Annotated in this window: 18 protein-coding genes; 12 read left to right on the top strand and 6 right to left on the bottom strand. The window is 63.7% G+C overall.

The window, feature by feature from the left end; translation table 11 throughout:
- Nucleotides 1-2 precede the first annotated feature (2 nt).
- Nucleotides 3-890 (bottom strand): LysR substrate-binding domain-containing protein, encoded by an 888-nt coding sequence (locus ACIPW4_RS12650; protein ID WP_400658262.1) that lies wholly within the window; start codon nt 888-890, stop codon nt 3-5.
- A gap of 232 nt (nt 891-1,122) precedes the next feature.
- Here ACIPW4_RS12650 and ACIPW4_RS12645 point away from each other — a divergent pair, with 232 nt between their 5' ends.
- From ACIPW4_RS12645 to ACIPW4_RS12625, 5 genes are all read left to right on the top strand, one after another.
- On the top strand, nt 1,123-2,412 hold the full coding sequence (locus ACIPW4_RS12645) for an NAD(P)/FAD-dependent oxidoreductase (RefSeq protein ID WP_400658261.1): 1,290 nt from the start codon (nt 1,123-1,125) through the stop codon (nt 2,410-2,412).
- Nucleotides 2,405-2,956 (top strand): helix-turn-helix domain-containing protein, encoded by a 552-nt coding sequence (locus ACIPW4_RS12640; RefSeq protein ID WP_400658259.1) that lies wholly within the window; start codon nt 2,405-2,407, stop codon nt 2,954-2,956. The genes ACIPW4_RS12645 and ACIPW4_RS12640 overlap by 8 nt, the downstream gene beginning before the upstream one ends.
- Nucleotides 2,957-2,965: 9 nt before the next feature.
- Entirely contained in the window at nt 2,966-4,318 is a 1,353-nt protein-coding gene (locus tag ACIPW4_RS12635) for a glutamine synthetase family protein (RefSeq protein ID WP_400658258.1), read from the top strand.
- 206 nt (nt 4,319-4,524) lie between these two features.
- Entirely contained in the window at nt 4,525-5,355 is an 831-nt protein-coding gene (locus ACIPW4_RS12630; RefSeq protein ID WP_400658256.1) for an alpha/beta fold hydrolase, read from the top strand.
- Nucleotides 5,356-5,494: 139 nt separating this feature from the next.
- Nucleotides 5,495-6,274, top strand: coding sequence for a TSUP family transporter (locus ACIPW4_RS12625; protein WP_400658254.1), 780 nt, complete (start codon nt 5,495-5,497; stop codon nt 6,272-6,274).
- Here ACIPW4_RS12625 and nudC read toward each other — a convergent pair.
- The gene (gene nudC, locus ACIPW4_RS12620; RefSeq protein ID WP_400658252.1) at nt 6,242-7,072 is read right to left on the bottom strand and encodes an NAD(+) diphosphatase; all 831 of its coding nucleotides are present in this window, start codon (nt 7,070-7,072) and stop codon (nt 6,242-6,244) included. The genes ACIPW4_RS12625 and nudC overlap by 33 nt on opposite strands.
- 33 nt (nt 7,073-7,105) lie before the next feature.
- Nucleotides 7,106-7,918 carry a crotonase/enoyl-CoA hydratase family protein gene (locus ACIPW4_RS12615; RefSeq protein WP_400658250.1) on the bottom strand — a complete coding sequence of 271 codons (813 nt, stop codon included), beginning with the start codon at nt 7,916-7,918 and terminating at the stop codon, nt 7,106-7,108.
- Between the two features lie 161 nt (nt 7,919-8,079).
- Between ACIPW4_RS12615 and ACIPW4_RS12610 the strand changes: the two genes are divergently transcribed.
- Nucleotides 8,080-8,715, top strand: a complete 636-nt coding sequence (locus tag ACIPW4_RS12610; RefSeq protein WP_400658248.1) for a dihydrofolate reductase family protein — start codon at nt 8,080-8,082, stop codon at nt 8,713-8,715.
- A gap of 73 nt (nt 8,716-8,788) precedes the next feature.
- A complete protein-coding gene (locus tag ACIPW4_RS12605) occupies nt 8,789-9,343 on the top strand; it encodes a lipocalin family protein (protein WP_400658247.1) in 555 nt (184 codons plus the stop codon).
- On the opposite strand, the gene ACIPW4_RS12600 is transcribed toward ACIPW4_RS12605, so the two are convergent.
- The gene (locus ACIPW4_RS12600; protein WP_400658245.1) at nt 9,340-10,770 is read right to left on the bottom strand and encodes a hypothetical protein; all 1,431 of its coding nucleotides are present in this window, start codon (nt 10,768-10,770) and stop codon (nt 9,340-9,342) included. The genes ACIPW4_RS12605 and ACIPW4_RS12600 overlap by 4 nt on opposite strands.
- Here ACIPW4_RS12600 and ACIPW4_RS12595 point away from each other — a divergent pair.
- Both ACIPW4_RS12595 and ACIPW4_RS12590 read left to right on the top strand, forming a co-directional pair.
- Complete coding sequence (locus tag ACIPW4_RS12595; RefSeq protein ID WP_400658244.1) at nt 10,748-11,668, top strand: NIPSNAP family protein; 921 nt, start codon at nt 10,748-10,750, stop codon at nt 11,666-11,668. The two genes, ACIPW4_RS12600 and ACIPW4_RS12595, sit on opposite strands and share 23 nt — an antisense overlap.
- A 13-nt stretch (nt 11,669-11,681) precedes the next feature.
- Nucleotides 11,682-12,644 (top strand): MBL fold metallo-hydrolase, encoded by a 963-nt coding sequence (locus ACIPW4_RS12590; RefSeq protein ID WP_400658243.1) that lies wholly within the window; start codon nt 11,682-11,684, stop codon nt 12,642-12,644.
- A gap of 156 nt (nt 12,645-12,800) precedes the next feature.
- Here the strand turns inward: ACIPW4_RS12590 and ACIPW4_RS12585 are convergent, their stop codons facing one another.
- A complete protein-coding gene (locus ACIPW4_RS12585) occupies nt 12,801-14,084 on the bottom strand; it encodes a Zn-dependent hydrolase (protein ID WP_400658241.1) in 1,284 nt (427 codons plus the stop codon).
- 11 nt (nt 14,085-14,095) lie between these two features.
- Nucleotides 14,096-15,595: an NCS1 family nucleobase:cation symporter-1 gene (locus ACIPW4_RS12580; protein ID WP_400658239.1), complete on the bottom strand. Its 1,500-nt coding sequence runs from the start codon at nt 15,593-15,595 to the stop codon at nt 14,096-14,098.
- 355 nt (nt 15,596-15,950) lie between these two features.
- On the opposite strand from ACIPW4_RS12580, the gene hydA reads away from it, so the two are divergent.
- From hydA to preA, 3 genes are all read left to right on the top strand, one after another.
- The gene (gene hydA, locus ACIPW4_RS12575; protein WP_400658237.1) at nt 15,951-17,390 is read left to right on the top strand and encodes a dihydropyrimidinase; all 1,440 of its coding nucleotides are present in this window, start codon (nt 15,951-15,953) and stop codon (nt 17,388-17,390) included.
- A 148-nt stretch (nt 17,391-17,538) separates the two neighbouring features.
- Nucleotides 17,539-18,906 (top strand): NAD(P)-dependent oxidoreductase, encoded by a 1,368-nt coding sequence (locus ACIPW4_RS12570; RefSeq protein WP_400658235.1) that lies wholly within the window; start codon nt 17,539-17,541, stop codon nt 18,904-18,906.
- Nucleotides 18,907-20,181, top strand: a complete 1,275-nt coding sequence (gene preA, locus ACIPW4_RS12565; protein WP_400658233.1) for an NAD-dependent dihydropyrimidine dehydrogenase subunit PreA — start codon at nt 18,907-18,909, stop codon at nt 20,179-20,181. It begins immediately after the preceding gene.
- The last annotated feature ends 136 nt before the right edge of the window (nt 20,182-20,317 follow it).

The following is a 20,317-nucleotide window of genomic DNA, read 5'->3' as shown; positions in this document are numbered from 1 at the left end:
ATTCAGCTATCGCCCAGCTGTTCGATGAACCATTCAATGAAGTCGGCCACCGGCGCCCGCTCCAGGCGCAGCCGTTCGCACACCAGTGCGTACTGCCCCTGAGCCGTCACGCTAGCGCTGAACGGGCGCACCAGCCGGCCGCTCAGCAGGTCGGCGTGGCAGGTCAGGTTGTCGCCCATCGCCACGCCCTGCCCCAGCAGCGCGGCCTCCAGCGCCAGCGCGGCGTGGGGGAAATACAGCTGGCGGGTGGGCAAGGCATCCTCGGCGTGGGTGGCCAGCCAGGTGGTCCAGGTACGGCCATCCTGGTCGTCGTGCAGCAGGCAGTGGCGCACCAGGTCGCGCGGGCGCTTGAGGCCGCCCTGGTTGAACAGGCCCGGGCTGCATACGGGGAAGAACTGCAGCAGCGGCAGCGGCCGGACGAAGTGGGTGCTGGCGTCCAGGGCGCTGGTGCCGTAGGTAATGGCCAGGTCGACGTCCAATGCCGGGGCGCCGGCATCGATCGGCTGATCGTGCAGGTGCAAGGTGATGTGCGGGTAACGGCTGCTGAAATCGGCCAAGCGCGCGACCAGCCATTTTTGCGCCAGCTCTGCCGTTACCGCCACGCGCAGCACCGCCTGGGAGGCCGGGTCACGCAGTTCGTCGCAGGCCTTGCCGATCAGTTCGAAGGCCTGTTGCAAGTGATGCAGCAGGCGTTCTGCTTCGGCAGTGGGGCGTACCTGACGGCCTGCGCGCTCGAACAGGGCGACACCGAGCTGATCCTCAAGCTGGCGAATCTGGTGGCTGATGGCGCTGTCGGTGACGCACAGCTCGGCGGCGGCACGGCCGAAATGGCCATGGCGGGCGGCACATTCGAAGGTGCGCAGGGCGGTCAGGGAAGGCAGGCGGCGCATGGGTTTTCCTGTTGGGGCCGAGGGGGCCGCTTTGCGGCCCTTTCGCGACGCAAGGCCGCTCCTACAGGCGTTCGCGTATCCCTGTAGGAGCGGCCTTGCGTCGCGAAAGGGCTGCGCAGCAGCCCCCGGATCATATAACCAACCCCCCAGGAAGACGAACGGCCTGACGTCATGAAAATTACCTGCTAAATTTTCATGAAAATAAGCACAATAAATTTCACGAGGCCAAGGCATGCTCAAGCAATCCGCCCAACACGTCGCCAGCTACTACGCCCGGACCTACCCCGCCAGCATCCCCTTGCGCCCTACCCTGCAAGGCCCGCACGACACCGATGTGCTGATCATCGGCGCCGGTTTCAGCGGCCTGCACACCGCCCTGCGACTGGCCTTGGCCGGCAAGCGCGTGACCCTGCTGGAAGCCAGCCGGGTCGCCTGGGCCGCCTCCGGGCGCAACGGCGGTCAGGCGCTACTGGGCTGGTCGTGCGACATGCCGCCCCTGGAAAAAGCGCTGGGTGTAGAGCGCACCCGTCGCCTGTGGGACAGCATGTGCTGGGCTGCCGACGAGATGCGTGAACTCCCCCTGCGCCATGGCTTCGACATCGACTATCGGCTCGGCAGCCTGTGGACGGCCGTGCTGCCCCGGCGGATAAAGATGCTCGAAGAAGCCCTGCACGACGCCGAACACAAGTGGGGCTACGACGCCCTGCGCCTGATCGGTCGCGACGAGCTGCCACAATGGATCGACAGCCCGCGCTACCAGGCCGCGCTGTACGACGCCAGGGGCGCGCACCTCAACCCGCTGAAACTGGCCCAGGGCCTGGCGGCCACGATCGAAGCCCATGGCGGACGTATCTTCGAGCAGAGCCAGGTGCTCGACTATCAGCCCAGCACCAACGGCTACGTGGCCCGCACCGAACACGGCGAGGTGCGCTGCGAAGTGCTGGTGCTGGCCTGTAACGCTTACATCGACCGCCTCGACCGCGGCCTGTCACGCCGCCTGCTGCCGGTCGGCTCGTACCAGGTGGCCACTGCACCGCTGGAAGCCGAGTTCGCCCGCTCGCTGCTGCCGCGCAACAGCTGTGTGATCGACAACCAGTTCGTGCCCGACTACTTCCGCCTCACCCCCGACCACCGCCTGCTGTTCGGCGGTGGTTGCACTTACCTGGGCGGCATCCCCAAGGACGTCGCCAGCGCTACCCGCCCCTACCTGGAACGGGTGTTCCCGCAACTGGCGGGTGTGGCCATCGACTATGCCTGGGGCGGCCACATCGACTGCAGCATCCAGCGCACCCCGGACGTCGGCCGCGCTGGCCAGCGCTACTGGCTGCAAGGTTTCTCCGGCCATGGCGTGCTGCCGACCCTGGCCGCGGCACGGGCGGTCAGCGATGCGATTCTTGGCGACGACGATCTGCTGGCGCTGTATCAGGGCATCGACAATGGCCGCTTCCCGGGCGGTGACCTGCTGGCCGCACCGCTGGAGGCAGCGGCAAAAGCCTGGTACCGGATGCGCGATCATGTCTGAAGACGCCCAGGGCCTGGCCCTGCTGATCCGCGACCTGCGCAAGCACCGCGGGCTGACCCTCGATGAACTGGCGGGCAAGGTCAAACGCTCGCTGGGCTTTCTGTCCCAGGTCGAACGCGGTCTGTCACAGCCGACCGTGGCCGACCTCACGGCCATCAGCGAAGCCCTGCAGGTGCCGACCACCTACTTTTACCAGGCTAGCCAGCCACCCGCGCTGGACTGGGTCACCCGCCCCGGCGAGCGGCGCACGATCTACTACGCCGAAGGCATCAGCGACGTGCTGGTGTCGCCAACGCTCAACGGCCGTTTCGCCATGCTCGAAAGCTACCTCGCACCCGGTGCCAGCAGTGGCGAGGGGCACCTGGACGACAGCTCCGAGCAAGGCGGCTTCGTCCTCGAAGGTGAACTGACCGTCTGGCTCGCAGACGATGAGCACGCCGTGACCCTGGCGCCCAACGACAGCTTCCAGCTGCCGCCCAACCGCCACTTCCGCTACGCCAACCTGACCGACCAGACGACCCGCGTCCTCTGGGTTTTCCGATGAGAGCACAGCATGACCCTAACAACAGGCTTTCCCGATCTGCTCAGTGAAGTCCGCGCGTTCCGTGCCCGCTACCCCGAGGTCAGCCATGTCGACCTGCTCAGCCTGGACATTCCCGGGCATTTCTACGGCAAGCGCTACCCCATCGACATGCTGGAAAAGGTCGCCGCCGGCAGCCCGCTGAAACTGCCGCAGAACTGCGTACTGCTGGGCGTACAAGGCGGGCTGTTTCCGATTGGCGACTACTGCTTCAACGACGGTGACCCCGATGCCATCCGTCGCCTGATCCCCGGTACGCTCAAACCAGTGACCTGGGAGCGCGAGCCACTGGGGCAGATGCTGATCAGCTCCGACGGCACTGCCGCGCCGATCGAGTTCGAACCCCGCGAAGTCCTCGCTCGTGTGCTGCAGCGCCTCGAGGGACGCGGCATACGCCCGGTGGTGGCATTCGAGCTGGAGTTCTATCTGTTCGACCGGGCGCTCAAGCAGGGCCTGCCACAGTTCCCCCGCGACCCGCTCAGCGATGACCCGGACGACCAGCCCAACATGCACATCGAACGGCTATCGCGCTTCAGCGATGTGCTGCACGACATGGTCAAGACGGCCAATGACCAAGGGGTCGATGCCAACGTCATCACGGCAGAGCTGGGCCCTGGCCAGTTCGAGATCAATTTCGGCCACTGCGACGATGGCCTGCAAGCCGCCGACTGGGCTGCCCTGTTCTGCCGCAGCACCCGGGGGGTGGCGCTCAAGCACGGGCTGCGCGCCTCGTTCATGAGCAAGCCCTACCTGCAAGCCCCCGGCAGCGGCATGCATGTGCATGTGAGCCTGTACGACCAGGCCGGCAACAACCTGCTGGCCGCCGACCAGCAGCGCCCACTGCGCCATGCCGTGGCCGGCTGCCTGGCACTGCTGCCACACTGCATGCCGATTTTTGCCGCCAACCACAACGCGTTCCGCCGCTATGGCGCCATGGTCAACGCCGCCAGCCGTGCGAGCTGGGGCTTCGAAGACCGTGATGCGTGCATTCGCATTCCTGAGTCGGATACACGCAACTTGCGTATCGAGCATCGGCTGGCGGGGGCGGATGCCAACCCTTACCTGGTGCTGGCGGCGATCCTGTGTGGCATGGAGCATGGGCTGGACGCCGGGCAGGAACCGATTGCGCCGCTGAATGAAGATCGCGGCAGTGGCATCGACTTCCCCATGGACATGCTCGGCGCAGTCACGGCCATGCGCAGCCACTCGGCGGTCAACGAGGGGTTGGGTGAGGAATTCGTGATGGTCTATTGCGAGAACAAGCGCCAGGACCATCTGGCGTTCATGCAGGAAGTCAGTGCGCGGGAATATCGCTGGTTCCTGTAACATCGGTGATGACCTCTTCGCGGGCACGCCCGCTCCCACAGGTACTGCGCTAGCCTCAAGGCGTGTGCAATACCTGTGGGAGCGGGCATGTCGGGGCGCCGAACCGCCGCGAAAAGGCCGGTACTGCCAACACATTTCCCGATGCCGAACGAAATCCCTCCTATCCTCATAGCTCACTTCGGTTCCTGCACTGAGGAGGCACGGTCATGAGCTACGTAACCACGAAGGATGGCGTTCAGATCTTTTACAAGGACTGGGGCCCGCGCGATGCGCCAGTCATCCACTTCCATCACGGCTGGCCGCTGAGCGCCGACGACTGGGACGCGCAGATGCTGTTCTTCCTCGCCAAGGGCTTTCGCGTGGTCGCCCACGACCGCCGTGGCCACGGGCGCTCCAGCCAGGTGTGGGACGGCCATGACATGGACCACTATGCCGACGACGTAGCCGCCGTGGTCGAACACCTCGGCACCCAGGGCGCGGTGCATGTCGGCCATTCAACCGGCGGTGGCGAAGTGGTGCGCTACATGGCACGCCACCCGGGTGACCCGGTGGCCAAGGCCGTGATGATCGCCGCCGTGCCGCCGCTGATGGTACAGACACCCGGCAACCCCGGCGGCCTGCCCAAGTCGGTGTTCGACGGGTTCCAGGCCCAGGTCGCCAGCAATCGTGCGCAGTTCTACCGCGATGTGCCGACGGGGCCTTTCTACGGCTACAACCGGCCGGGTGTGGAGGCGTCGGAAGGGATCATCGGCAACTGGTGGCGCCAAGGCATGATCGGCAGCGCCAAGGCGCATTTCGATGGCATCGTGGCGTTCTCGCAGACCGACTTCACCGAGGATCTAAAGGGCATCAAGCAGCCGGTGCTGGTGATGCATGGGGATGACGACCAGATCGTGCCCTACGCGAATTCCGGGCCGCTGTCGGCCGAGTTGCTGCCCAATGGCACCCTGAAGACCTACAAGGGCTACCCGCATGGCATGCCGACTACCCATGCCGATGTGATCAATGCGGATCTGCTGGCGTTCATACAGAGCTGATGGGGTTTGCCGTACCGGCCTCTTCGCGGGCAAGCCCCCACAGAGGCCGGCACTGGCAACCGTTTGCGCCCAGGCTTACCATGTCTCCCTTCCAGCGCGGCCATTTGCCGCATGCCCTGCCCTCTATCAGCCAGCCCCCATGCCCTTCGAACTCACCGTAGAACCCCTCACCCTGTTGATCCTCGCCCTGGTCGCCTTCGTCGCCGGGTTCATCGATGCCATCGCCGGTGGCGGCGGCCTGCTGACCACCCCGGCGCTGCTCACCGCCGGCATGCCACCGCACCTGGTACTTGGCACCAACAAGCTCAGCTCGACCTTCGGCTCGGCCACCGCCGGTTTCACCTACTACAAGCGCAAGCTGTTCCACCCGGCGCAATGGCGCCCGGCGTTGTTCGCCACACTGGTCGGTGCCTCGATCGGCGCGGTGGTGGCTCACTACATGCCGGCCGAATGGCTGAACAAGATGCTGCCGGTGATCGTCTTCGCCTGCGGCATCTACCTGCTGTTCGGTGGCACGCCCAAGGCACCGCTGGACGCCGATGCGCCGATCAGGAAGAAATGGCAGTTCCCGCAAGGCTTCACCCTGGGCTTCTACGACGGCGTGGCCGGCCCCGGCACCGGCGCGTTCTGGACCGTGAGCACGCTGCTGCTCTACCCCATCGACCTGGTCCGCGCCAGCGGCGTGGCGCGCAGCATGAACTTCGTCAGCAACATCGCGGCGCTGACGGTGTTCATCATTTCCGGGCAGGTGGATTACATCGTCGGCCTGTGCATGGGCCTGTCGGTGATGGTCGGCGCCTTCTTCGGCGCACGCACGGCGATCAGCGGCGGCAGCAAGTTCATCCGCCCGGTGTTCATCACCGTGGTGCTGGCGTTGACCGTGCGTCTAGCGTGGCAACACTGGTTCGGCCAGGCCTAATCGACGGGCAACGTACAAATCGATCAGATAGCGGGCGATGGAGCGTCCGGCCGGCAGCGGCGGCAGGTCATGCACGCTGAACCACTGGGCATCCTCGATCTCGTCCGGCTGCATGACGATCTCGCCCCCGGCATATTCGGCATGGAAGCCCAGCATCATCGAGTGCGGGAACGGCCAGCATTGGCTGCCGACGTACTGGATGTTCTGCACCTCGACCGCCACCTCTTCGCGCACCTCGCGCACCAGGCAGTCCTCGGCGGACTCGCCCGGCTCGGCAAAGCCCGCCAGGGTGCTGTATACGCCCGTGACGAAGCGCGGCGAGCGGGCTAACAGGATTTCGTCGCCACGGGTCACCAGCACGATCATGCTCGGCGAAATGCGCGGGTAGCTGCGCAGGTCGCAGGGTTGGCAGTACATTGCCCGCTCCCAGCGAATCTGCGCCATGGCCTGGCCGCAGCTACCGCAGAAGCGGTGCTCGCGGGCCCAGGTGCCGATCTGCGCGGCATAGCCGAGCACTTTGTAGAGGTCGAAGTCACCTTCGAGCATGAACGCTCGCAACCCGCGCCAGCTGCAGCCCGGCACCTCGGTCGCGCTGCGCAGCTCGAACAGGAACACGGGCTCGCCGTCGAAGTGGCCGATGCCATGCTCGCACAGCACGTCCAGGTCCTGACGCTTGAGCCAGTCGCGGGGGAACAGCGCGCCGTTGGCGTCAACCAGGAACCCTTCCGGGCTGCGGGCCACCGCCAGCCCCCCGGTGATCTGTGGGTCGAGTACTGCGGTAGTCCAGCGAGCTGACATGTCGGGGTTCCTTTGCTGCGTCCCCCGGCCCGGTCAGTCGGCGAACGTCGGTTTCTGTTTGCTCATGTGCGCCGCCACGGCCACGCGCAAGTCTTCGGACTGCAGCATCGCGGCGTTCCAGGTGGCGATGTAGTCCAGGCCATCGTCGATGCGATGGTCACGCATGTAGCTGAGCATTTCCTTGGTGCCGGCCACGGCGATCGGCGATTTTGCGGCAATCTCGCGGGCAATGGCAAAGACCCCGTCGAGCAACGCGGCCTGATCATCATAGACCCGGTTGACCAGGCCGATGCGCAGCGCCTCACTGGCTTCCACATTGCGCCCGGTGTAGGCCAGCTCACGCATGATGCCGTCGCCGATGATGCGTGGCAAACGTTGCAGGGTGCCGACATCGGCGGCCATGCCCATGTCGATTTCCTTGATCGAGAATTGCGCATCGCTGCTGCAGTAGCGCATGTCGCAGGCCGAGATCAGGTCGATGGCACCGCCGATGCAATAACCCTGGACCGCCGCCAGTACTGGTTTGCGGCAGTTGTCCACGGCATTGAAGGATGCCTGCAGGCGCTGGATGGTCTTGCGCAGCACGCGTGCATTGCGACCGATATCCTTGCCCATCTGCCCGGCCAGGGAAGCCAGCATCATCAAATCGATACCGGCAGAGAAATGCTTGCCGGCGCCGCTGATCACTACCGCACGCACGGCATCGGTGTCGTCGATCCACTGGAAGATGTCGACGATCTCCGCCCAGAAGGCCGCGTTCATCGCGTTGATCTTTTCCGGGCGATTGATCTGCACATGGGCGATGTTGTCGGTCAGTTCGACCTTGAACGCGGTGTACTCGGTCACGGGCGGCACTCCTGTGGGGAAAGGGTTCACAGCGTGGATGGTAACCCAGGCGGGTGACCGTGCTTGTGCCAAAAACGGGACTGCGTGCCCTGTCGAAATCACCGCGCGCCGTTCGACCATAGGTGAATCACCCATCCCGGCATGCCTTTCAGGAGAGCCCCATGCGCAAACTCATCGTTGCCGCCTTCGTCAGCCTCGACGGCGTCATGCAGGCCCCCGGCGGGCCACAGGAAGACACCAGCGGCGGTTTCGCCTTTGGCGGTTGGCTCGTGCCCCATGCCGAGGAAGTATTCGGCCAGGCCATGCAGGCGCTGTTCAGCGAGCCTTTCGAGTTGTTGCTGGGGCGGCGGACCTACGACATTTTTGCCGGGTACTGGCCGAAGGTGAAAGATGATACCGAAGATTTCTCCATCGCCAACCTGTTCAACAGCGTGGCCAAGCATGTCGCCACCCATGACGCGAACAGCCTCGACTGGCATAACAGCCATGCACTGGGTGCGGATATCGTCGCGGCGGTACGTGGCCTCAAGCATCAGGATGGTGCTGATCTGCTGACCCAGGGCAGTGCCGACGTGGTGCAACAACTGCTCGCCGCCGGCCTGGTTGATGAACTTCAGCTGCTCATTCACCCCGTGCTGCTGGGCCATGGCAAGCGCCTGTTTGACGACAATGCTGCACCTGTGGCGTTCACCCTGAAGCATTCGCAGGTGACGCCCAAGGGCGTGGTCATCGCCCGCTATGTGCGCGCAGGCGAAGTACAGACCGGCTCATTCGCCCCGCCACCGGACATTGCCTGAACCGATACAACTTTTGCGCTGTTCCGGTATCGAACCAAAGGTGAGCCCCACACTCGCTGACAGGAGGTTTGCCATGGCGATGCGCACGGCCCTGATATTTTCCTGCATGACCCTGGCCCTGATGGGCTGCGTCGGTTCCAGCGACGATCACCGCTCCCCGCCCACCACCGAACAGGTCGACCTGCAACGCTACCAGGGCACCTGGTACGAACTGGCTCGCCTGCCGATGTTCTTCCAGCGCAACTGCCTGCAATCCGAAGCCCATTACGCCCTGCGCGAGGATGGCCGCATCGACGTGACCAACCGCTGCAAGGAAAAGGACGGCGAATGGAACGAAGCGCGCGGCATCGCCCAGGCTCAGGTGCCCGGCAAGACCGACAAGCTGTGGGTGCGCTTCGACAACTGGTTCAGCCGCCTGGCGCCAGAGCTGACCAAGGGTGAGTACTGGGTGCTGTACCACGACAAGGACTACCGCGTGGCACTGGTCGGCCACCCCAACCGTGAATACCTGTGGCTGCTGTCGCGCACACCGGCGATCACCGACCAGACCCGCGACCAGCTGGTGGCGATCGCCCAGAAGCAGGGGTACGACACCAGCAAGCTGATCTGGAGGGATAATGCTCGTTAGTTAAGACACAATCCCGTAGCAGGCACTACTCCACAACTACACCGGGGAATGAAGCGGCGACTGGACCGGTGCACGAGAGGAATTAATCTATTCCCGTGATAACAGCAACCATGTACACAGCTGGCCCTCTCATGAGTGCTGCTAATCTGCCAGCCGCTAATTACAGCCTCACCCTCTGCATCCTCCGATGGAACACTGCGATAGCACCCAGGGAAGGTTGAACGAACCATAAGCCCATTATTTCCAGCTTGGGGGGTTGAAAGATCAGTAATCGCGCCTCCGTGATGGGGCGCCACGATACCCGTCAGATCATTCCGGCAGTACCGAGGTATGGAAGGGTAATCAGCATCTCCCGTCAGCAGCACCCGTGCTTCGTGCCCCTTCAATTGCGCCAAGAGCACCAGCGATTCGTTGTTTCTCAGATAAGATGCGCGAATCAACGTCATGCGTTCAGGCGGGCTGCACCGGACGATGCTGTAGTTGCGGAATGCAATCTTCGCACGATTGGCGGGCCAGAAATTCAAGACGTTGCGCCCATCAGGTTGACGCGTTCGGCTCAATTCGAGCACGAAATGAATATGTGTCGCTGTCAGCTTGTGACGATGAAATTTAGGCCGTCGGATCAGCCAGGGCCGTTGCAGCGCCTCTTGCTTATAAACGACCTCGGTAAGCCAGTGCTCCTTTTTCGAATCGTATCTTGCACGCCCCGACTTGTAAGCAAAGCCCCAGTGATCCCAGTCCAGATGAGACAAGACAACCGGCTGCGCGCGCTCACGCTGTAGATCAGCATCCAGAGGCTCGAACGCTCCGCCTACGCGATATGACTTGCTGAAAAACGGCAGCGGCCAGCCTAGATCAAAGAACATCAGCGGGTGTTCGGCACCGTCGACCAACGCACTCATATTGGCCTGCCCAACATCGTAAACTGCGACGCCTGCAGCCCGATGCGCGCAATCGAACTGCTGCAAATCCTGCTGAGATGCATCAGCAACTGCCTGAAACTTTGAGAGCGCCGCAAGCGCGCTTAAATTGCGTTTGGCAAGGGCTGACGACTTCACCGTAACCCAGAAGGTCGGCTGGGCACCTTCGTCTTCTCCGTCACCAAAACTGATTGCAGAGGCTTCAAAGCTCTCCTCATTCGCGGGTCGCTCGGTGCCAATCGATAGTTCAACCCAGCCAGGGTTGTCGACAAGCGCCCCGGCGACTCTTGAGGGGAGGACAGCCTTCAAAAGCAGTACGGGAAAATGACTGTTCAGATCCTCAATGATCTGCTCGTATCCAAGCTGCTTCATCGCCGCCACAGCGGTTTTGGGCACGGCATCAATGATCACAGTCTGGAACCGTGCGGGGCCCCCATCATCCACCACGGCTTCGATTGATGCGTAATAATTCACCGCATCATGTGTGCGGCCATCCCTGCGGTTCATCTCGCGTCCCTTTCCAATCAGCAGGCATCAGCCTATCAAGCATTGGCATCAATACGCCATCACCCGAAAAACGGTACCTCATGAAAATGGCGGCAGGTCGACGATACAACCCGTGCAAGCTATCGTGTGCCCCCCATACCTCGAAGGAACGAGCGCCTTGATCACCTGCCACGTCAAATACGTCATTGATCCCTACAAACTTGCTGAATTTGAGGCCTATTCACGCCTGTGGATGAAATTGGTCACACGCATGGGCGGCACGCATCATGGATACTTCCTGCCCGGTGAAGGTGCAAACAACGTTGCATATTGCCTGTTCAGCTTCTCTGATCTCGCCACCTATGAGCGCTATCGCAAACAGGCAGAAAGCGACCCGGAATGCATAGCTGCAGTGGCCCAGGCGACAGAGCGGCGTTTCATCCTCAGCTATGAGCGCAGCTTCCTCAAGCCACTGCCTGCCCCGCGCATCCGCTCGCTGGCGCTTTGCGTGTTTCACCATCAGGGCAAGATCCTGGTCAATGTCTTCAACGATCCTGTTTCGCAACGAACACTCAGCCGCCCACTAGGCGGTGGTATCGAATTTGGCGAACTTGCCCACGACGCTGTCATGCGCGAAATACAAGAAGAAATCGGGCAGTCGATCAGCGATGTTCGCCTGATAGGAACGCTGGAGAGTCTGTTCACCTACTCGGGCATACAGGGTCACGAAATTGTTCAGGTGTTCGATGCACGTTTCGATGACGCCAGCCTTTATCAGCAACCTTGGTTGGAAGGCCGGGAATCAGACGGTAGCCCCTTCAGAGCCAAATGGTGCGACAGTCACGAATTCGATAGCACCTGCCCTCTGGTCCCGGCAGGACTGTTGGAATTGCTACGTGGCCAGTCGCTGCTGAATTGAAAGGAGCCGTAACGTGGACCTGCAGTTTCTGGGCACCTCCTCCGGGGTGCCCACAAAAGCCCGCAACGTCAGCGCCACCGCCGTCATCGAAGCCAGCGGCAAGCACTGGTACCTGGTCGATTGTGGCGAAGGCACCCAGCACCAGCTGCTGCGCAGCTCGCTGTCGGCCCGCGACCTGCGTGGCATCTTCATCACCCATGTGCATGGCGATCATTGCTTCGGCCTGCCGGGGCTGCTGGCCAGCGCCGGGATGGGCGGGCGCAGCGAACCGCTGGACCTGATCCTGCCCGCCGCCTTGCAGGACTGGGTACGCCTGAGCCTGGCAGCCAGCGAAACCTACCTGCCATTCGAACTGCGCCTGCTGCCGGTCGAGAGCCTGGGGCAATGGCACAGCGATAACATCCAGGTCAGTACCGTGCAGCTGTCACACCGGGTGCCAAGCGTGGGCTTCGTGTTCACCGAACTGAACCCCGAACCCCGCCTGGATGTTGAGCGGCTGGACGCCGAAGGTATCCCGCGCGGGCCGTTGTGGGGTGAGCTGGCCAAGGGGCTGGCGGTCGAACATGACGGGCAGCGGCTTGAGCCGCGTGACTACCTGAAAGCCTCGCGGCCGCCGCGACGGGTGATCGTCTGTGGCGACAACGACAACCCGGCATTGCTGGCCGAGGTTGCCAGGGACGTGGATGTGCTGGTGCATGAGGCAACCTATACCCAGCCCATCGTCGAGGGCAGCGGCAATGCGTTTGGCCACAGCACGGCGGCATCGGTGGCGCAGTTCGCTGAAGCAGCGGGGGTGCGCAACCTGGTGTTGACGCATTTCAGTGCGCGGTATCAGGGGGATCCGAAACGCAGCCCGTGCATTGATGATGTGCGTGATGAGGCGCTGGCTCATTACACCGGGCACCTTACCTTGGCGCAGGACCTGCAGCGTTACCATATCGGCCGAGATGGGTGCCTGGTTCACGTCATCACTTGATGATTACCCAGGTTGCAGGCGAACCGCGATCGACGGTAGGAGCGGCCTTGTGTCGCGAAAGGGCCGCAGAGCGGCCCCAGGATTTCAGCGTGAAGCTGATCTTGCTGGGGCCGCTCTGCGGCCCTTTCGCGACACAAGGCCGCTCCTACAACGCTGCTATGCCGCCAGGCGCCCGCTGGCGATGGCCTCGGACGCCGCCAGCATGGCCCGCAGCAGCACGGCACAACCCGCCGCCAAGTCCTCCGGCGTGGCGTTTTCGATCTCGTTATGGCTGATGCCATTCTCGCAAGGTACGAAGATCATCCCCGCCGGCCCCAGCTCGGCAAGGAAGATCGCGTCATGCCCTGCCCCGCTGACGATGTCCATGTGCGGCAACCCCAGCGCCTGCGCCGACTCGCGCACCGCATCGACGCAACCGCGGTCGAAATACAGCGCCGGGAAGTCCGCCGTGGGCACCAGTTCATGGCTCAGGCCATGCTTGGCACAGGTGGCATCGATCACCGTGCGCACATCAGCGATCATCGCATCCAGCTGATCGCCCTCCAGGTGACGGAAGTCCAGGGTCATGCGCACCTCGCCCGGGATCACGTTACGCGAACCGGGGTAGGCCTGCAGGCAACCGACCGTGCCACAGGCATGGGGCTGATGGGCATGGGCGGTGCGGTTGACCGCTTCGACCACGGCTGCGGCACCTACCAGGGCGTCCTTGCGCAGGTGCATCGGGGTCGGACCGGCATGGGCTTCGACGCCGCGCAGGGTCAGGTCGAACCACTTCTGCCCCAGGGCACCAAGCACCACGCCGATGGTCTTGGCCTGGTCTTCGAGGATCGGCCCCTGCTCGATATGCGCCTCGAAGTAGGCTCCTACCGGGTGGCCGAGCACCGCGCGCTGGCCGGCATAGCCAATGGCGTTCAGCGCCTCACCGACCGACACGCCCTGGGCATCACGCTTGGCCAAGGTGTCTTCCAGGGTGAACTTGCCGGCGAATACACCTGAACCCATCATGCAGGGCGCGAAGCGCGAGCCTTCTTCGTTGGTCCACACCACCACTTCCAGCGGTGCTTCGGTCTCGATGCCCAGGTCGTTGAGGGTGCGCAGCACTTCGAGCCCGGCCATGACGCCGAAGCAGCCATCGAACTTGCCGCCGGTGGGTTGCGTGTCGATATGGCTGCCGGTCATCACCGGTGGCAGCTTGGGATTACGCCCAGGGCGGCGGGCGAAGATATTGCCCACCCCATCGACACTGACGCTGCAGCCCGCGGCCTCGCACCACGTCACGAACAAGTCACGGGCCTGGCGGTCCAGATCGGTCAGGGCCAGGCGACAGACGCCTCCCTTGGCCGTGGCCCCCAGGCGGGCGAGGTCCATCAGCGATTGCCACAAGCGCCCGCTGTCGACATGACGCTCGGTGGATGTCAGCACATGCTGGGATGGGGTCATGGTGTTTCTCCTCAGGCATTTTTATTGGTTTGTACTGGCGCGGCGGCCGGCCTGCGCACCGCCATGCCACCCAGGGCGTAGTACAGCGCCCCGCCCAGCAGCGAGCCGGTGAACCAGCCATAGTCGTAGAACCAGCTGAAACTGCTGTTGCCGATGGCCAGCACGGTCAGCGCCACCGGCAGGGCAAAGGCGGCAAAACCCGGCCAGTTCCAGGCCGGGTACACGTCATCGCGGTACAAGCCGGCCAGGTCCAGTTGCTGACGGCGGACCAGGAAGTAGTCCACCACCATGATCCCGGCGATCGGCCCCAGCAGGCTGGAGTAACCCAACAACCAGTTGGAATAGACGCTCTCAAGGCTCAGGTCGGAAACGATCCAGCCAAGCTTCTTCAGCAGTTCGTGGCTCATCAGCGCCAGGCCGATGAAGCCCGTCAGCCACACCGCGCGGCTGCGCCCGATCAGGCGCGGAGCGATGTTCTGGAAGTCATTGGTCGGCGAGACAATGTTGGCGGCGGTGTTGGTCGACAGTGTGGCGATGACGATCAACGCCATGGCCAGCGCCACCCAGCCGGGGCTGTGGATCTTGCCGATCAGGCTGACCGGGTCGGACACCGTCTCACCCACCAGCGATGCCGAGGCGGCGGTCATCACCACGCCCAGTGCGGCGAACAGGAACATGGTCAGCGGCAGGCCGAAGATCTGCCCGAGAATCTGGTCATTCTGGCTTTTCGCATAGCGGCTGAAGTCCGGGATGTTCAGTGACAAGGTGGCCCAGAAACCGACCATGGCGGTAAGCCCGGCGCAGAAGTAACTGACTACGCTGGCCCCTTCCGGGCGCTTGGGTGGCTGCGCCAGCAGCTCGGTCATGGACATGTGCGGCAGGGCCCAGAACAGCAGGCCGAAGCCGACCGCCACCAGCAGCGGTGCCGACAGCGTCTCCAGCCACTTGATCGACTCGGCGCCGCGCAGCACTACCCACAGGTTCAGCGACCAGAAGACCATGAAGCCAATCACCTCGCCGGTGCCGCCCAGCGCCCGCCAGCCGTCGAAGATCGAGCCGAGGAACAGGTGGATGGCCAAGCCGCCAAACATCGTCTGGATGCCGAACCAGCCACAGGCCACCACCGCGCGGATCAGGCATGGCACGTTGGAGCCGAGGATGCCGAACGACGAACGCAGCAGCACTGGAAACGGGATGCCGTACTTGGTGCCGGGGAAGGCGTTGAGGGTCAGCGGGATCAGCACGATGAGGTTGGCCAGCAGAATCGCCAGCAGCGCCTCGCCCACGCTCAGGCCGAAGTAGGCCGTGAGCACGCCGCCGAGGGTGTAGGTGGGCACGCAGATGGACATGCCCACCCACAGCGCGGTGATGTGCCACTTGTTCCAGGTACGCTGGTGCACCTTGGTCGGCGCGATATCGTGGTTGTAGCGTGGGCTGTCGAGGACGTCACTGCCTGCGGACAGCTCGAACAGGCCTGCCTGCTCGACCACTTCCGATCTGCTCTGTTGCATGGGGCCTTCTCCAGATTTTTCTAATTGTTTGCTCATCGGGCTAATGCGATGGCCGGAGTACACACACGCGTTGAAACGGCTGGATTCGCGTAGAAAATCTCGCCCAAATTCTGAAACTGTCAAGTTCGACAACATGAGTATCGAGCAGAACTGACAGTATGAATTTCATTTTTATTCATATATATCAGCACTTTAATGACCATAAATTTTATCTGGATTATTTTCTTGCTCAATTTACGATCAGCAACTAGCCTCGATTCTTGTCAGGCCTGACAGGATTGAACTCTCCCAGGTCGAGACCATTACAACAATTCCAAGAACCGGCACAGACCGGTCAGCCTGCGAGGAAAACGGCATGTCCCTGTTGATCCGTGGCGCCACCGTGGTTACCCATGAAGAGCAATATCCCGCCGATGTCCTGTGTATCGATGGCCAGATCCGTGCCATCGGCAAAGACCTCGAAGCCCCTACCGACTGCGAAATCCTCGACGGCAGCGGCCGGTACCTGATGCCCGGCGGCATCGACCCGCACACCCACATGCAGTTGCCCTTCATGGGCACGGTCGCCAGCGAGGACTTCTTCAGCGGCACCGCCGCAGGGCTGGCCGGCGGCACCACCTCGATCATCGATTTCGTCATCCCCAACCCGCAGCAGTCGCTGCTGGAGGCCTTCCACACCTGGCGTGGCTGGGCGCAGAAGAGTGCCTCCGACTACGGCTTCCACGTGGCCATCACCTGGTGGAGCGAACAGGTCGCCGAAGAGATGGGCGAGCTGGTGAACCAGCATGGGGTCAACAGCTTCAAGCACTTCATGGCCTACAAGAACGCCATCATGGCGGCCGACGACACCCTGGTGGCCAGCTTCGAGCGCTGTCTGCAGCTGGGGGCAGTGCCTACCGTGCATGCCGAAAACGGTGAGCTGGTGTATCACCTGCAGAACAAGTTGCTGGCCCAAGGCCTGACCGGGCCTGAGGCGCACCCGCTGTCGCGCCCCTCGCAGGTCGAAGGCGAAGCCGCCAGCCGCGCTATCCGCATTGCCGAAACCATCGGCACGCCGTTGTACGTGGTGCACATCTCCAGCCGTGAGGCGCTGGACGAAATCACCTACGCCCGGGCCAAGGGCCAGCCGGTGTACGGCGAAGTGCTGCCGGGCCACCTGCTGATCGACGACAGTGTCTACCGCAACCCCGACTGGGCCACGGCCGCCGGTTACGTGATGAGCCCGCCGTTCCGCCCGCGCGAGCACCAGGAAGCGCTGTGGCGCGGGCTGCAATCGGGCAACCTGCACACCACCGCCACCGACCACTGCTGCTTCTGCGCCGAGCAGAAGGCCATGGGCCGCAACGACTTCAGTCGCATCCCCAACGGCACCGCCGGCATCGAGGACCGCATGGCGGTGCTGTGGGATGCCGGGGTCAACAGCGGACGCCTGTCGATGCATGAATTCGTCGCGCTGACGTCGACCAACACGGCGAAAATCTTCAACCTGTTCCCGCGCAAGGGTGCCATCCGCGTCGGCGCCGACGCCGACCTGGTGCTGTGGGACCCGCAGGGCACGCGCACCATTTCCGCCCAGACCCACCACCAGCGGGTCGACTTCAACATCTTCGAAGGCCGCACCGTGCGCGGCATCCCCAGCCACACCATCAGCCAGGGCAAGCTGCTCTGGGCCGATGGCGACCTGCGCGCCGAGCCTGGTGCCGGTCGGTACGTGGAGCGCCCGGCCTACCCCTCGGTGTACGAGGTGCTGGGCCGGCGCGCCGAGCAACAGCGCCCGACACCCGTTCAGCGCTGAGGCCATCGGGGGCTGCTTTGCAGCCCTTTCGCGACACAAGGCCGCTCCTACAGGCGATCGCGATTCCTTGTAGGAGCGGCCTTGTGTCGCGAAAAGGGCGCGCAGCGCCCTCATTCCAAGCCCCACATAAAAAAGAGAGGCTACAACCGTGATCGATGCCCTGAACCATCTGCCGCGCCCACGCGCCGGCAGCGACCAGCTGGCCGAGCGCTTCACCGACCTGGCCCCACCCCTCACCGCCCGCCAGGCCGCCGTCGAGAGCGCCCGCTGCCTGTACTGTTACGACGCCCCTTGCGTGAACGCCTGCCCCAGCGAGATCGACATTCCGTCGTTCATCCACCGCATCAGCGACGAGAACCTGCAAGGCGCCGCCGAGCGCATTCTCTCCGCCAACATCCTCGGTGGCAGCTGCGCCCGCGTGTGCCCCACCGAAATCCTCTGCCAGCAAGCCTGTGTGCGCAACAACGCGCAGGAGTGCGCACCCGTGCTGATCGGGCAACTGCAGCGCTATGCCCTGGACAATGCCCACTTCAGCGAACACCCCTTCAAGCGCTCGCCCGCCACCGGCAAGCGCATTGCCGTGGTCGGCGCCGGCCCCGCCGGGCTGTCCTGCGCCCATCGGCTGGCCATGCACGGCCATGACGTGGTGGTGTTCGAAGCCTGCGACAAGGCCGGTGGCCTCAACGAATACGGCATCGCCCGCTACAAGCTGGTGGACGATTACGCCCAACTCGAAGTGGAATTCCTGCTCGGCATCGGTGGCATCGAAATTCGCCACGGCCAGCGCCTGGGCGCCAACCTCGGCCTCGGCGAATTGCGCGAGCAGTTCGCCGCGGTGTTCCTCGGCCTGGGCCTGAACGCCGTGCGCCAGCTCGGCCTGGCCGACGAAGAAGCCCCCGGCCTGCTCGCCGCCACCGCATACATCCGTGAACTGCGCCAGGCCGACGACCTGGCGCAACTGCCACTGGCCGAGCGCTGCCTGGTGATCGGCGCCGGCAACACCGCCATCGACATGGCCGTGCAGATGAGCCGCCTGGGCGCCCGCGACGTCAACCTGGTGTACCGCCGCGGCCACGCCGACATGGGCGCTACCGGCCACGAGCAGGACATCGCCAAGGCCAATCAGGTCAGAATCCACACCTGGGCCCGCCCCGACGTCGTGCTGCTCGATGACGACGGCCGCGTGCGCAGCATGCGCTTCATGCGTACCGAACTGGCCGACGGCCGCCTGCGCGATACCGGTGAAACCTTCGAGCTGGCCGCCGACGCCATCTTCAAGGCCATCGGCCAACGCTTCGACGACGCCAGCCTCGCCGACCCGGTCGCCGCGCAACTGGCGCGCGACGGCGAGCGTATCCGTGTCGACCACAACCTGTGCACCAGCCTGGCAGGTGTGTATGCCGGCGGCGACTGCACAGCGCTGGGCCAGGACCTCACCGTCCAGGCCGTGCAACACGGCAAGCTGGCCGCCGAAGCCATCCATGCCCAACTCATGCTCAACGTGGAGGCAGCGTAAATGGCCGACTTGTCCATCGAATTCGCCGGCATCAAGGCGCCCAACCCCTTCTGGCTGGCCTCCGCGCCACCGACCGACAAGGCCTACAACGTGGTCCGCGCCTTCGAGGCCGGCTGGGGTGGCGTAGTCTGGAAGACCCTGGGCGAGGACCCGGCAGCGGTCAACGTGTCATCACGTTACTCCGCGCACTACGGCCCCAACCGCCAGGTGCAGGGCATCAACAACATCGAGCTGATTACCGACCGTTCACTGGAGATCAACCTGCGGGAAATCACCCAGGTGAAAAAGGACTGGCCCGACCGCGCACTGATCGTGTCGCTCATGGTGCCGTGCGTGGAGGAATCGTGGAAATTCATCCTGCCGCTGGTGGAAGCTACCGGCGCCGATGGCATCGAGCTGAACTTCGGCTGCCCGCACGGCATGCCTGAGCGCGGCATGGGCGCGGCGGTCGGCCAGGTGCCGGAATACGTGGAAATGGTCACCCGTTGGTGCAAGCAGCACTGCTCGCTGCCGGTGATCGTCAAGCTTACGCCGAACATCACCGACATTCGCCAGTCTGCCCGGGCGGCTCACCGAGGTGGCGCGGATGCGGTGTCGCTGATCAACACCATCAACTCGATCACCAGCGTGGACCTGGACCGCATGGTCGCCCACCCCATCGTCGGTGACCAGAGCACCCACGGCGGGTATTGCGGCTCGGCGGTCAAGCCGATCGCCTTGAACATGGTCGCCGAGATTGCCCGCGACCCGGAAACCCGCGGGCTGCCGATCTGCGGCATCGGCGGGATCGGCAACTGGCGCGATGCCGCCGAGTTCATCGCCCTGGGCAGCGGTGCGGTGCAAGTGTGCACGGCGGCGATGTTGCATGGCTTTCGCATTGTCGAAGACATGAAGGATGGCCTGGCGCGCTGGATGGACCAGCACGGGCACCGCAACCTGGAGGCGTTCCGCGGACAGGCCGTGGGGCATACCACCGACTGGAAGTACCTGGACATCAACTACAAATCGGTGGCGCATATCGACCAGGATGCGTGCATTGGTTGTGGGCGTTGCCACATCGCCTGCGAGGACACCTCGCACCAGGCGATTGCCAGCACCTTGAAGGCTGACGGGACCCATGCCTACAGCGTGATCGAAGACGAATGCGTGGGCTGCAACCTGTGCCAGATCACCTGCCCGGTGGAGACCTGCATCGAGATGGTGGCGCAGGATACCGGCAAGCCTTACCTGAACTGGACGCAGGACCCGCGCAACCCCTACCGCGAGGCCAGCTGAGGCAGCTTGATGACTGGCCTTGTGGGAGCGGCCTTGTGTCGCGAAAGGGCCGCAACGCGGCCCCGGCAATTCTTCGGGCGAAGCTGAAATTCTGGGGGCGCTTCGCGCCCCTTTCGCGACACAAGGCCGCTCCCAC

The organism is Pseudomonas sp. NPDC089996 (assembly GCF_044748405.1).
Classification (GTDB): domain Bacteria; phylum Pseudomonadota; class Gammaproteobacteria; order Pseudomonadales; family Pseudomonadaceae; genus Aquipseudomonas.
The sequence above is the reverse complement of the archived record's forward strand: the minus strand, read 5'-3'. Positions and strand labels throughout refer to the sequence as shown.

Bases quoted from the DNA above. Each gene is read 5' to 3' on its own strand.
- nudC (WP_400658252.1), bottom strand. From the start codon at position 7,072: ATGTCAGCTCGCTGGACTACCGCAGTACTCGACCCACAGATCACCGGG.
- ACIPW4_RS12635 (WP_400658258.1), top strand. From the start codon at position 2,966: ATGACCCTAACAACAGGCTTTCCCGATCTGCTCAGTGAAGTCCGCGCG.
- ACIPW4_RS12605 (WP_400658247.1), top strand. From the start codon at position 8,789: ATGGCGATGCGCACGGCCCTGATATTTTCCTGCATGACCCTGGCCCTG.
- ACIPW4_RS12625 (WP_400658254.1), top strand. From the start codon at position 5,495: ATGCCCTTCGAACTCACCGTAGAACCCCTCACCCTGTTGATCCTCGCC.
- ACIPW4_RS12585 (WP_400658241.1), bottom strand. From the start codon at position 14,084: ATGACCCCATCCCAGCATGTGCTGACATCCACCGAGCGTCATGTCGAC.
- ACIPW4_RS12610 (WP_400658248.1), top strand. From the start codon at position 8,080: ATGCGCAAACTCATCGTTGCCGCCTTCGTCAGCCTCGACGGCGTCATG.
- ACIPW4_RS12650 (WP_400658262.1), bottom strand. From the start codon at position 890: ATGCGCCGCCTGCCTTCCCTGACCGCCCTGCGCACCTTCGAATGTGCC.
- ACIPW4_RS12640 (WP_400658259.1), top strand. From the start codon at position 2,405: ATGTCTGAAGACGCCCAGGGCCTGGCCCTGCTGATCCGCGACCTGCGC.
- hydA (WP_400658237.1), top strand. From the start codon at position 15,951: ATGTCCCTGTTGATCCGTGGCGCCACCGTGGTTACCCATGAAGAGCAA.
- ACIPW4_RS12580 (WP_400658239.1), bottom strand. From the start codon at position 15,595: ATGCAACAGAGCAGATCGGAAGTGGTCGAGCAGGCAGGCCTGTTCGAG.
- ACIPW4_RS12630 (WP_400658256.1), top strand. From the start codon at position 4,525: ATGAGCTACGTAACCACGAAGGATGGCGTTCAGATCTTTTACAAGGAC.
- ACIPW4_RS12645 (WP_400658261.1), top strand. From the start codon at position 1,123: ATGCTCAAGCAATCCGCCCAACACGTCGCCAGCTACTACGCCCGGACC.
- ACIPW4_RS12600 (WP_400658245.1), bottom strand. From the start codon at position 10,770: ATGAACCGCAGGGATGGCCGCACACATGATGCGGTGAATTATTACGCA.
- preA (WP_400658233.1), top strand. From the start codon at position 18,907: ATGGCCGACTTGTCCATCGAATTCGCCGGCATCAAGGCGCCCAACCCC.